12 protein-coding genes are annotated in these 13,301 nt (G+C 34.4%); 8 read left to right on the plus strand and 4 right to left on the minus strand.

All coding sequences use genetic code 11. The features are described 5' to 3' along the window. Window positions 1-35 precede the first annotated feature (35 nt). The 4 genes from EV197_RS11550 to EV197_RS11565 all read left to right on the plus strand — a co-directional run bounded on the left by EV197_RS11550 (window position 36) and on the right by EV197_RS11565 (window position 5,447). Entirely contained in the window at window positions 36-878 is an 843-nt protein-coding gene (locus tag EV197_RS11550; protein ID WP_130286915.1) for a transglutaminase family protein, read from the plus strand. A 342-nt stretch (window positions 879-1,220) separates the two neighbouring features. Continuing rightward, window positions 1,221-3,953: a T9SS type A sorting domain-containing protein gene (locus EV197_RS11555; RefSeq protein ID WP_130286916.1), complete on the plus strand. Its 2,733-nt coding sequence runs from the start codon at window positions 1,221-1,223 to the stop codon at window positions 3,951-3,953. A 155-nt stretch (window positions 3,954-4,108) separates the two neighbouring features. Beyond that, on the plus strand, window positions 4,109-4,579 hold the full coding sequence (locus tag EV197_RS11560) for a hypothetical protein (protein WP_130286917.1): 471 nt from the start codon (window positions 4,109-4,111) through the stop codon (window positions 4,577-4,579). A 268-nt stretch (window positions 4,580-4,847) separates the two neighbouring features. After that, entirely contained in the window at window positions 4,848-5,447 is a 600-nt protein-coding gene (locus EV197_RS11565) for a fasciclin domain-containing protein (RefSeq protein WP_130286918.1), read from the plus strand. 194 nt (window positions 5,448-5,641) lie between these two features. Here EV197_RS11565 and EV197_RS11570 read toward each other — a convergent pair whose 3' ends face one another. Continuing rightward, window positions 5,642-6,346, minus strand: coding sequence for a LytR/AlgR family response regulator transcription factor (locus tag EV197_RS11570; protein WP_130286919.1), 705 nt, complete (start codon window positions 6,344-6,346; stop codon window positions 5,642-5,644). A gap of 10 nt (window positions 6,347-6,356) precedes the next feature. Beyond that, window positions 6,357-7,400, minus strand: coding sequence for a sensor histidine kinase (locus EV197_RS11575; protein ID WP_130286920.1), 1,044 nt, complete (start codon window positions 7,398-7,400; stop codon window positions 6,357-6,359). 188 nt (window positions 7,401-7,588) lie between these two features. Here EV197_RS11575 and EV197_RS11580 point away from each other — a divergent pair, with 188 nt between their 5' ends. Beyond that, on the plus strand, window positions 7,589-9,337 hold the full coding sequence (locus EV197_RS11580; RefSeq protein ID WP_130286921.1) for a serine hydrolase domain-containing protein: 1,749 nt from the start codon (window positions 7,589-7,591) through the stop codon (window positions 9,335-9,337). A gap of 116 nt (window positions 9,338-9,453) precedes the next feature. On the opposite strand, the gene EV197_RS11585 is transcribed toward EV197_RS11580, so the two are convergent. Further along, entirely contained in the window at window positions 9,454-10,026 is a 573-nt protein-coding gene (locus EV197_RS11585) for a YceI family protein (RefSeq protein ID WP_130286922.1), read from the minus strand. Between the two features lie 117 nt (window positions 10,027-10,143). On the opposite strand from EV197_RS11585, the gene EV197_RS11590 reads away from it, so the two are divergent. The 3 genes from EV197_RS11590 (at window position 10,144) to EV197_RS11600 (ending at window position 12,177) form a co-directional block, all read left to right on the plus strand. Further along, window positions 10,144-11,049 carry a helix-turn-helix domain-containing protein gene (locus EV197_RS11590; RefSeq protein ID WP_130286923.1) on the plus strand — a complete coding sequence of 302 codons (906 nt, stop codon included), beginning with the start codon at window positions 10,144-10,146 and terminating at the stop codon, window positions 11,047-11,049. 124 nt (window positions 11,050-11,173) lie between these two features. Further along, complete coding sequence (locus tag EV197_RS11595; RefSeq protein WP_130286924.1) at window positions 11,174-11,839, plus strand: ferredoxin reductase domain-containing protein; 666 nt, start codon at window positions 11,174-11,176, stop codon at window positions 11,837-11,839. A 146-nt stretch (window positions 11,840-11,985) separates the two neighbouring features. Beyond that, window positions 11,986-12,177 carry a cold-shock protein gene (locus tag EV197_RS11600; protein ID WP_130286925.1) on the plus strand — a complete coding sequence of 64 codons (192 nt, stop codon included), beginning with the start codon at window positions 11,986-11,988 and terminating at the stop codon, window positions 12,175-12,177. A 334-nt stretch (window positions 12,178-12,511) separates the two neighbouring features. Here the strand turns inward: EV197_RS11600 and EV197_RS11605 are convergent, their stop codons facing one another. Then, window positions 12,512-13,270, minus strand: a complete 759-nt coding sequence (locus tag EV197_RS11605; protein WP_130286926.1) for a helix-turn-helix domain-containing protein — start codon at window positions 13,268-13,270, stop codon at window positions 12,512-12,514. Between the last annotated feature and the right edge of the window lie 31 nt (window positions 13,271-13,301).

Here is a 13,301-nt window from a genome sequence, read left to right on the forward strand (position 1 = left end):
TAGATTGATTACTATGAAATTCCAAAAAGCAATTGATGAAATTTAAAATTACCCATCAAACTGATTATACCTTTGATAAAGCAGTGATGCTTAATCCACACGAATTTCGATTTCTACAAAAAAGCAACTCGTATATGGAGGTAGAACAGTTTACTATGGTTATTGATCCGTTACCAAAATTTCATCGTGTAATTCAGGATGTTGACCATAATACGGTGGATATGTGCTGGTTCGGAGAAGAAACCAAAGCCTTACGCATACACACTACCAGTATATTGAACATTAAAGCTTTTAATCCTTTTGACTTTATCATATATCCTCCTTCATTCAGCAAACTTCCTTTTCAATATGAGCCGCTACAAAACAAAATATTGGGAGAAAGTTTGGTGTATGAACCATTACCCAAAATACTGCAAGACTATGGGAGCACAATTTTACAGGAAGCGCAGTACAATACCGTTCAATTTTTATCAGATCTTACCAAAGCAATTCATCGCGATTTTAAGGTAGTGTATAGGGCCGAGGGACCTCCTTTAGCGCCAGGTGAAACCTATAGTTTAAAAGAGGGTTCCTGTAGAGATCTATCCTGGATGTTAATTAATTTATTTCGACATTTTGGAATTGCAGCACGTTTTGTGAGTGGATATTTTTATTTTAAAATGGAAAAACCCGCCTATGAACTGCACGGTTGGGTTGAAGTTTACCTCCCAGGTGCAGGCTGGATTGGTATGGATCCCAGTCATGGTATCTTTACAGGAAATACTCATTTTCCAATAGCTTCTTCGGCATATCCTCAAAACACATTGCCTGTTATGGGGAGTATACAAGCTAAAACCACTTCAACCTTAGCTACTCAATTATCCATACAAGAATTGTAAAAGCAACGTCTTATTTAACGCAAAAACTCTTCTGAAACTCTTTTACTAGTGTTTATAGTATCGTAAAAGACCGAAGTGCAACACTTAAAGGCAAAAGAACGCTAAAATGCCATAACCTGCCTATAGTTGCTCAATAAACAGAGAATATTTTAATAGCAACAATTGTTAATTTTTTAACATTAATTATTAACAAAATCATTAATTTGATAAAATTATAATACTATAATTATAAATATGTTATTATTAAGGGTTTAATTTTGTTAATAATGTAATTTTAGCATCTTAGGGGTTGGGTCAATTAATGACCTTTGTTAACACACAAATTAACTTAAAACTCAACTAATGAAAACTAATTTACAATTCATCAAATGCTTTTATTTGACCTTACTGATTACCTTGGTCTTGCCACTTACTTCCCTAGCGCAGCAGGTTATCGACGCAACCATTCAATTTGATGGTAGAACTAGAGCGTATCGTCTTTATGTGCCTCAAAGTTATGATCCAAGTCAACCCGCACCGTTACTTTTAAATTATCATGGATATACAAATACAATAGAAATCCAATACAATCAAAGTAATTTTCAACAGTTGGCGGAGGATAATCAATTTTTATTTGTAACTCCTCAGGGATTAGGAAATACTCCTGGCTGGGCGATTAATAACTTTTTTGGGGGTAACGAAGATGATTTAGGCTTTACGGATGCGCTCATTGATAAAATTAGTAGCGAGTATACTATCAATCAAAAGCGTATTTATGCTACGGGATTTTCTAATGGAGGTTACTTTAGCTATCGCTTAGCCTGCGAACTCAGTCCTAGGATTGCAGCAATTGCCTCTGTTGCTGGCAGTATGACAGCCCGATGGATCGATAACGGTCAATGTCAGCCTCAACATCCAACAGCTGTTTTACAAATCACAGGAACGAATGATAATGTAATTCCCATTTCAGGTGGTGCTTTGGGGAAGTCCATACCGGATGTGATGGAATATTGGGCGTCTTATAATAATGCGGATCTAACCCCAGATATTATTGATTTGGGTGGAGGGTCAACCCGATCCATCTGGGATAATGGTGATAATGGCGTTACGGTAGAGTTTATCCGTGTGGCTGGTAAAGGACATAGCTGGAATGGTGGCAATGTAGCAACTTCTCAAGAAGTTTGGAATTTCCTTTCGCGATTTACTATTGATGGTGCAATTGATCAAACCCCACCAACAGACGAAATTTGCGAAGGTAATATTTCATCTTTTCCCTATTCAGAGAGTTTTGAAGGAACTATCGGAGATTGGACACAATCAACAAGGGATAATTTAAACTTTACGATCAACCAAGGGGGTACACCTTCGTCAGGTACCGGTCCTAGTAGTGCAATTGATGGTAGTTCCTACATTTATATTGAAGCCTCTGGAAATGGTACGGGTTATCCTAATAAAAATGCCACGCTCAATTCGCCTTGTTTAGATCTGAGCAACTTAACCACAGCTGACCTGGCTTTTCAATATCATATGCTGGGCGCTACGATTGGTAGTTTAACAGTTGAAGCTCGAACCGATAATCAAGGAGATTGGCTCCCTGTATTTACCGTTTCAGGATCTCAAGGAGATCAATGGAACAGTGTCATTATCGATTTAGATGCCTATGCTGGTAATCCTAGTGTGCAATTGCGAATCAGTGCGCTAACAGGTAGCAGCTTTACGGGAGATATTGCTATTGATGCGTTACAAATAGATGATGTAATAACCGACCCTACTGATCCAGGGAATACAATTTGTCAGGGATCGATCAACAGTTTTCCATTTGTGGCAAGTTTTGAATCTAATTTAAATGATTGGACACAAGAACCTTCGGGTGATGATTTAGATTGGACAAGAAATTCAGGAGGCACTCCTTCCTCTGGTACAGGACCTGATGGTGCGGTAGATGGAAATGTGTATGTATACGTAGAAGCATCTGGTGAGGGTGTTGGGTATCCTAATAAGCGCGCTATTTTAAACTCACCATGTTTAGATTTTAGTAATGTAAACGATCCATTGATTTCATTTCAATACCATATGGAAGGTAGTGAAATCGAAACCTTAGCGTTAGAAGCAAGATTAAATAATGTAGGAGAGTGGGTCAGTATTTTTAACCGTACAGGATCGCAAGGGTCTAGTTGGAATTTAGCTACTGTTGATTTGACTGCCTTTGCAGGAGAAGGTAGTGTACAATTACGCTTTAATGCGGTTACAGGAAATGGAACTAGCGGATGGCAAAGTGACATTGCATTAGATGCTGTGCAAATTCAAAATGGCACCGTTGATCCTCCGTCTGAATGTGATGCTATTAATTTTGATAATTTTCAGATAATTTCCTTTTCTAATCAAGATGTGGCAGGAGATTTCGCAGCCAATGGAACGAGTTTAGCACTACAAAATAATACCTGGAAATACATTGCACTTAATTACACAGTTACTCCAAATACAGTAATTTCATTTGATTTTAGTAGTACAAATCAGGGTGAAATTCACGGTATTGGTTTCGAGGATAATAATACACTAACCTCCACTCGATACTTTAAAGTTTATGGAACACAGAATTATGGTATTACCAATTATGATAATTATGGAGGCGGTACGGTTAGTTATACAATTCCCGTGGGAGCATTCTATACGGGGAATTTTGACCGCTTGGTTTTTATAAATGATGATGACACTGGTTTTGGAAACACTTCGTTATTTAGTAATGTTCGAATTTATGAAGGATCTTGTGTTGCTGTTCAACTAGCACAAAGAGCTTTAAGTAGCACTAACGTTACTCCAATATATGGAGATGAAGATGAGGAAGGGCCTTTTAGGATCAGTGTGTATCCAAACCCTGTACAAAATCAATTTAGTTTACAAATAGCTGCTAAAAGTAATAGCGAAACTACATTACAGATATTTTCCATTCTAGGACAACAAAAATATGTAGCGCAATTAGCTAAAGGAACTCATAATTTTTCGGTGAGTAATCTGGGGTTAAGTGCTGGAATTTACATTATAAAACTTTCAATGAGAGATGGAACAACAGTAGAGAAAAAGCTGGTCGTTCAATAATAAGAAACTGACCTTCATAATACTACCCACATTATTATTAGTAATGTGGGTTTTTATTTTTTGACCATAGTAAAAAAGCAAACTAATTTTTTTTCTTTAGATTTGAAGGTATAGCTTATGCTATTTGTTTGATTATAAATTTAAATTTTATCATTTTGAAAAAACATTTCCTACGTTTTACGATTAATTTAATGTTGTTAGGTCTACCCTTGTTAAGTATGGCACAGGATGGGGGTGAAAATGCTTCTCTAGTTGATATAGAGAAGGGAGCTAATACGATGTGCGATTGCATGAACTCCTTTATGGATCAACTACACCCTCAATTAAAAGTATTGGTTCGTGATATGGATCGTATGGGACAAGAAAAAGCCAATCAGAAGTTTACTGAATATATCAAAAACAATCCTGATCAGGTAGACCAGATTGTACAGGATGCAGCAATGATGAAGCAGTTTGAGCAGTCCATCAAAAAGATAGAAGGTTGTGCAGATCTTAATACCTTATTATCTGATGAAATAATGCAAGAAAATCCAGGAGCAGAGGAGGAGTTGGTTGCCTTTTTAAGAAGTAAGAGTAAATGTGAATATGCCTATATCTTTTATAAAATGGGTACCGGAAAAGAATAATCCAGTATAGGCTATACCAAATGTACTTAGTATCGACAATAGTAATGGAGTATAATTTTGGTGAAGACTTGCTATAGCTAGATGGCTAATAAGAGAATTCATCAGATTTTTATAATCATTGCTGTTCGTTTTATTATTTAGTTTGAAGCTAAAAGACAGGTTTCTGGTCTTAATTTATATTTTGTTTAATTTATTTAACTAAACTTTAAACAAAAAATAGTAAATTAACCTAAATACCTCATTATCTTTACGCTAAACAAATTTAATTATGAAAAAGATATTGCTAACTACATTTTTACTAAGTGGATTACTGGTAACAGCCGCTTGTGGAAATAACAACACAAAAGAAGCAGAAAAGACTGCAGAAACTACAGAAACGACAGAAAAAGAAACTGTTGTTGAAAAAGAGGAGGTAGTAGAAGAAATACCAACAATTGTTGGGGTTGCAGCAGGTAATGAAAATTTTACCACTTTAGTGGCAGCCGTTAAAGCTGCAGAATTGGTAGAAACTTTGAATGGTGATGGACCATTTACGGTTTTTGCTCCGGTAAATGAGGCATTTGATAAATTACCAGAAGGTACTGTTGAAGGCTTATTAAAGCCAGAAAGTAAAGAGACCTTGACGGCAATACTCACCTACCATGTAGTAGCTGGTAAAGTAATGGCAGCTGACGTGGTGAAAGCTATTAAAGAAGGCGATGGAAGCTTTACCATCACAACCGTGCAAGGAGCAACATTAACTGCCTCATTGGATGGAGAAAATGTAATTCTTACTGATGCAAAAGGAGGAACATCTACAATTATAATGACAGATGTAGCAGCATCAAATGGAGTAATACACGCTATTGATACGGTAGTGATGCCGTAAAAACAAATAATGATATAGATAAAACACTGGTATTAAAATGCCAGTGTTTTTTTGTGCAAAAATTTTATTTTTACCTTAAAGTCTAAAGCAATTTCATAGATTTAGAATAAAGTTCTGATAACCTCAATTGGTTTTTAAAACATCTCTATTTTATAACATTACTTTTTATAAAGATCTCGAACTCGATATATTAGTCAAGTAGAAAAAAACGTATTAATTGATTCGCGATAAGATCTTCCGACCGGTAATTTGATATCATTTCGAAGCTGTATTCCGTCATATTTTAAAGACTTTATGAAGCTGGTGTTTACTACAAACGACCTGTGTACTCTCATAAATTGCTCTTGTGGCAGTATTTTTTCTACTTCAGATAAACTTTGTTTTATTTCAATTTTTTCTTGCTCAGTATGATAGGTGACATAATTTTTAAAGCTTTCTACATACACGATGGAGTTAAGAAATACTCTATGGGTTCCATTCGTGTTTTTAAGTGTAATACTTTGTTCTGTAGTTGCCAATTGGTTAGGTGCTAGTTCGGGTCTTCTATCTTCAAGAAACATTTTAACCTTTGTAACTGCTTTTAAAAATCGACTAAATCGAATAGGTTTCAACAAATAGTCAAGCGTATTATATTCAAAGCTTTTCAAGGTATATTCAGAATAAGCTGTTGTAAAAATTACATAAGGTTGATAATTTAAGGTGTCCAAAAAATCAAGTCCTGACAAATCCGGCATATTAATATCCAAAAACAACAACTCTGGCTTTTCTTTACTCACAAAATCAATTGCTTGTAAAGGACTTCGAAAACTACCAGAAAGCTCTAGGAAAGGAACTTTGTTGACATAATCCTCAAGTACAGAAAGTGCCATTGCCTCATCTTCTAAAATAATACAGTTCATACGTTGGTTATTATAAATCTAATCGTAATGTACTCACAAAACTATGAGATTCCTTGTTGATTTTTAACTGATACCGTCCTGGGTATAATAGTTTTAATCGTTGTTCGATATTTTTCAAACCAAATCCAGAGTTAGTATCAGGTGATTTATGGTTATTTGATGTAATCGTGTTCTTACAACTAAATAGTAAAGTATGGCCGTCTTGGGATAACATAATCTTAATTTCCGAAGGACTCTCTAAACTGATCCCGTGCTTAAATGCATTTTCTACAAATGGTATAAAGAGCATTGGAGCAATTTTTAGCTCTTCAGGGTTATCAATGCTATTAGTAAAGGTTATGTCTATACGATCATTTTCAGAGAACCTTAATTTCTGAAGTTCGATAAAATCTTCGATATAGTTAATTTCTTTTTCCAAAGGTACGGTTTGCTCATTTGCATCATAGAGCATATAACGCATCATTTCTGCTAGATTAGAAATTCCGTTCGCTGTTTTAGTATCACCAAATTTATGTGCGCTAGCAAAAAGGTTATTAAGGACATTAAACAAAAAATGAGGATTTATTTGTGATCGCATTAAAGAAAGTTCTGCTTGCAATTTCTGTTCCTGCAATAACTGTTGTTCTTTCTTGATGATACTATAATTTTCATAAGACCAAAAACCATAGGAGGGCAATAAGAAAAATATGATATGAAAAAGGAGATTGTCTACAACTATTCCTTCCCAAAAACCAATCGTTTTTTCAGGAAAACAAGTATTTATATACCATTGATCTACCTTAGATTCGATAAGGGATATAACTAAGATTCCAATACTTATATACAACCAATACGTTATGCTTTTTAAACGAAAACGTTGCAAAAGATATTTCCAATTTCCATAGAAAACAAAAACATTACATAAAGTTCCATACAAACTAGGAATCAATAAAGAGTTAGTAGCAGCTTCAAAATTACCAACAGTTAACTCTAGTGCAGGTATATTGATTAAAATTAAGCCATACACCCAAACTATAACATGGAGATACAAATATTTTCTACGTACGATACTCATTAATTGCAATATAAAAATTTTAATACCATCTCATATGGCCAGTATATAAACGACAAATTTTAGCATACCAATAACCAGTTTTTACTAATGCTGTAAAAGATATATCAATTTTAGTTCTATGTACCTAGGAGACATCAGTATTTGAAAAAATAAATCACTTTCGTATCAAAATTTAAAGAGAATTTAAAATGAATAAAATAATAAGTGCTATAATAGTTTTACTCATAGGTAGTTACGCAATAGGTCAGGATAAAAGTGCTGCTATCGAAAATTATCTAGACAGAGCTCACCAATTGAATCGTTTTTCGGGTGCAGTATTAGTCCAAAAAGGTGAACAAGTGCTATTAAAAAAAGCCTATGGAATAGCCAAACTTGATCAACAGATTAATAATACAGTAGCCACAAAATTCAATATAGGCTCTATTACAAAACAATTTACAGCAACTGCGATTTTAAAATTATATCAAGATGGCAAATTAGAGCTCCATCATCCAATCAATACCTATCTGGGCAAATTTGCATCAAATCGATGGAGAAAAGTTACCGTTCATCATCTATTATCACATCAGTCAGGAATTCCCAGTATTCTACAAAGTGGACAGGGATTAGATGAGTATTGGCCTAGGGAAACAAGTATTTCTTGGGATGAACAAATAGCATATTTTAAGGATCTCAAGCTTATTAATACTCCAGGAGAAGAATATATGTACAATAATACTGGGTATATTCTTTTGGCTTTGATTATTGAACAAGTCACACAGATTCCATATCACCAGTTTATGGAAGAATATGTATTTAAAGCGAATAAGCTATATGCCACCACGGTCAGTAAAAAAGGAGATCTAATTGCCGATAATCACTTTTGTTACGATCCTACCGAAATGGAGAAAGCACCTGAATATCATTATAGCTGGTACAGAGGGGCAGGTGGTAATTATGCGACAGTAGAAGACTTAAACAAGTGGTATTCAATAATTCACCATGGGAACTTTCTTAATCAAGAAAACAAAGAGCGATTGTTTAAAGTATACGCAAGGAATTATGGTTATGGTTGGGTAATTACACAAAGAAATCATCAAAAATTGGTATATCATGATGGTACGGATTTCGGATCGACTTCATTTTTTCTTACTGTACCGCAAGAAGATCTCAGAATAATAATTCTAACTAATCAAACCCATAAAGAATTGGAGTTATTAGGAGAAAGCGAAGATTGGGTACAACAAATAGGGTATGATTTACTTGATATTGTCAATGGTGAAAAAATAAAAGCATTACCCAAATTGGCAAAAAGCAATACTACATACTCTGTGTTTAATGGTAGCTATGCTTTTGAAGATGGAACGGTTGTGTCTATTGTAACTAAGGATAGTATTGCCAAATTAATACACAAAAAAGCAAACTTATCCTTGTATCGATTTAAGTTTTACCAATCTGTGGGTGTGGAAAATGATGAAATAGCCACTCGAGCCATAAAAGCTTCTGAAGCTTTATCTAAAAGAAAGTATTGGAAGTTCGCTAAATATTGCGATGGTGAAATGAAAACGGTAGCATATACCGGGCTGTTATCAATAGGTTTCAATCAAATAACTAAACCGATAGGGGATATTAAGCAGGCCATAGTGTATGATATTAAGGAGAATGTGGCCACTGCTAGATTTTATGGTACGCTTGGAAATGTAGATTTTGAAATTATTTTTGATAAGGATAAGAAAATTCAAGGTGTATTTGATACAGGATATTCGGACTATTTACCCCCTCAAACTATTGAATTGAAACAGATATCGGGGCAAAGGTTATTTATCGATGGATTTGCAATTGGTGAAAATGACGCTATTTTGGAATTAGAAGAAAAAAATGGAATAACATATATAAAATTGACGCAAGGTGACCGCTCTTTCCTCGGTAAAAAGTTAAGTAAGCTATCCCTTCCATAGGTAAATCTTCTTGATGCTTTGCTTAAAATAAAAAAAACACTAATTTATAAAACAAATTAGCGTAAAGTCTTGCGGTGAGCATTACTTTACGCTTTTTAATAGGTAAAAAAATACAATTACTTAAAAATCAATTGCGCCTTAAATTCAATCGTATCTGAAATCATATTGTTTTTAATTTTGGTATCAAACTCCGTGGCATGTAGTATATTCCAACGGGTACGATCAATGTCAAAATTGGTTAACATCTCCTTTTTGTCATAATCCAATAATGCTGTAAATTTAACGGGCTTTTTGATACTTTTAATGATTAAATCTGCTTTAATTGTAATGGTATTAGCATCAATATAATCAACTTGAGTTATGGTTAATTGGGCTGTGGGATACCTAAAGGTAAAGAAGAAATCTTCGTTTTTGAGATGCTCAACCAGACCTTCATTATACCCTTTGCCATCCAAATTGGTTATGGTATTCATATCAATGGTAAATTCACCACCACTTATTTTACCGTTGGTAAGGTTTACATAGCCCTCTTTAAATTTTACCGTTCCGTGGTGATTATTAAAACCCATAAAACTGGATCCCATCCAATATAAATTACTTTTTTGGATATCTAAGTTGGCCGTGTCCTGTGCGTTAACTTGTACAATCGAAGCTATTATTAATGCTATAGCTATAAGAGATGTTTTCATAAGGAAATAATTTTTTGGTAAAACTAGGAGGGAAGCTATAGGTAAATGTCAAAAAAGTGTAAAATAACTGTCAATCCTTGTAAAAATTCAGGATTTTATAAGTTATTTACAGTCTCCATGATACAGAAGCAACAAAACGTACGGATCATACTTTTGAGTATAGTGTTACTAACACTTGTAGGGATTTTCTTTTTTGGAAAATCCAGTAAGAAACAAGAAGATTTTGCTGAACTGGTTAAAATTGCGATGCGAGATGTAGGGGATAAGCTACTACGTTATGATCAAGATTCTACCTCCTTAGTACAACCAGTTAAAAGACTGAAGCAGTATACGTATCAATTATCTTTTGATGAACCTCTGACCATTGCACCAGATACCTTAGTAAAGGTTGTCGAAAATAGTTTTGATCGAACCGAATTGCCAAATAACTATCGGGTTATGGTAAAGCAATGCGAAGATCAGGAAGTTGCCTATAGCTATCAAATGATGGCACAAGTTGAAAATACGATAGTAGCCTGTAGCGGTCGCAATTTGCCTAGCAAATGTTATACTATAGAAGTAAAGTTCGTCGATCAGGCAACGAGTGTAGAAATACAAAATAATATTGTATTAATCGGCATAGTTAGTATAGGAATCGTTTTGCTGATCGTACTCATAAAAGCTTTTAAATATCCCAAAAATGAACCAACTCATGAGACAAATACTACCCAAAAAGCTAAACATGATGGTGTTCGAATTGGTAGTTTTTGGTTTGTTGAGGATCAGCTCAAATTGATACAGGAATCTAAAGAGATTCAACTTTCTAAAAAGGAATGTGAATTACTAGCCATACTAGCAGCCAATCCTAATCAACTGGTGACTCGAGATGAGTTAACCAAACGAATATGGGAGGATAACGGGGTTTATGTAGGGCGAAGCTTGGATACCTATATTTCTAAATTACGCAAAAAGCTACAGTTAGATGAAACCTTAAAAATAACCAATAGCCACGGTGTTGGGTACAAGCTTGAAATAGCCAAATAATGACATTTGATTGGTCTTGTTAGTCTTAGTATTTGCTTCCGGACAAAGAAATTTTTCAATTGAGTCAAGCTCTCCGCCAAGTATTAGTTACATTATTATAAACGAATTAATTAAACTTAAAATAATGGAGCATACAATAAATATTCAACACATAGAGCATGTTAATCATAATGTGCTAAGGATAGTTACAGATAAACCCAAGGGATATGATTTTAGGCCAGGACAGGCAACAGAATTATCCATCAAAAAAGATGGGTGGAAGGATAAAAATCGTCCATTTACTTTTACGAGTTTACCAGAAGATGACCGTTTGGAGTTTACTATTAAAGTATACCCAGCAAGGGATGGAGTAACCGATCGATTAGAAGGGTTAGAAGTAGGTGATGAGCTGATCATTTCTGATGCCTGGGGCGCCATTGAATATAAAGGTCCTGGAACGTTCATTGCTGGTGGGGCAGGGATCACCCCCTTTATTGCTATCTTCAAGGATTTAGTGTATAAAGATGAGATACAGGATAACACATTGTTATTTAGCAATAAAAAGGAAAGAGATATCATTTATAAAAATAATTTAGAAGCTTGGTTAGGTAAGGATGTACATTTTGTGTTATCCGAAGAATCTAAGGAGGAATACGATTCGGGTCATATAGATGCTGAAATTTTAAAAAAATACAATTTGAATACCGCCAAACCTGTATATCTATGCGGACCACCAGAAATGGAAGATGCAATAAAAGCTGATTTGATTAAACTGGGGGTTTCTGATGATTTGATCGTAACTGAAGCGTAAAAAGACAGATTGTTTTCAATCTATTTAGCACATTAGGCCCTGTAAACAAAGACTATATTGTAATAAATTGAAAATAAATGAATTAAATTCCATTAAATCCAAATAAAGGGGTCACCTTTGCAGTAATAAATTTTAATTATAGTATAATGAATAAAGGAACAGTAAAGTTTTTTAACCAATTAAAAGGATTTGGTTTTATTACTGAAGAAGGAGTTAACGATGATCATTTTGTACACATGTCAGGATTAATTGATGATGTAAGAGAAGGTGACGAAGTGGAATTCGATCTTAAAGAAGGAAACAAAGGATTGAACGCAGTGAACGTAAGAGTAATCTAATACATACAACATACTTTCAATTGTACAAAAGTCTACCAGTATTGGTAGACTTTTTTTGTTTCAGCAAATATAATAAAGTAAATATCTTAAGAAGTTTCATCGCTATACAGAAATATTGTTGTGAGCATTCACATACCGTATTTTATTTTACATAATATTTAGCTTGAGAATGGGATATTCAGCATTAACTAGCGGAGTTGTACATAAAATTACCTGTATACATCAATGTGTTTTAACTAATTGATATACAGCATTTTATATTTTATACTTTGGCAAAGAGTGGGTGGTTAGCTTTAAGAAGAGAAGAATAGTCTATTTCAGTAACTATAATAGCCTAAAGCAACTTGTACATCGTAGCATACGAAATGGCTTCATAAATATTAGCAACGCCTAATTTTTCAAATAATTTCTTTCTGTGAAATTTAACCGTATCTGGTGAAATATAGATTTTTTCCGCAATTTCGTGTATAGCATAACCTCTAATCGCATAGCGTAATATTTCTTTTTCTCTATCAGATAGCGCTACTTTCGGGATACTTTTCCAGCAATCACTTGATAAATCATATAGTAACGTTTCTGAGCCATCTTGTTTGGTGATCGTGATGTTACCCGAATTTTGCTGTGTCGATAAGGATACGAAACATATCGCTTTCCAGATTTTACCAGTTTCGGTTAAAAATAATGGAGTTAACTTTTGATGGATAAGAATCATATTACCTTCTTCATTTTTCAAATGAAAATCATAGGAAATGCTATACTGCTTTCTTTCTTCAAGTGGTAGGGTCTCATAAAAGTCAAAACCAACCGTGTTTATCTTTAAAAGTAGCGTTAAATCCTCCTCTGGTACGTATTCAAAATAAAAGTCATAGCCCATTTCCTGTACTTCAGCAGCAGAGTTTCCACATAAAAACAAAGGATTTTCAGAAACATATTCAAAACCTTTGGTTTCGTAATCAATGACATATACACTTTTATAGGTGGTTCGGGTAAAAGCCTCAACAACTTCCAGGTAATTTGAAGTTTGATGTAGGTCCTTATCCGTCAGGTTTCCGACTGTATTTTTTAACGAAAAAAAAGAATTGGTATCCGCCATAAGTACAAAGATAGCTTTTTTACAAAACTAC

Origin of the sequence: Aquimarina brevivitae (genome assembly GCF_004216895.1) — a bacterium.
Lineage (GTDB): Bacteria > Bacteroidota > Bacteroidia > Flavobacteriales > Flavobacteriaceae > Aquimarina > Aquimarina brevivitae.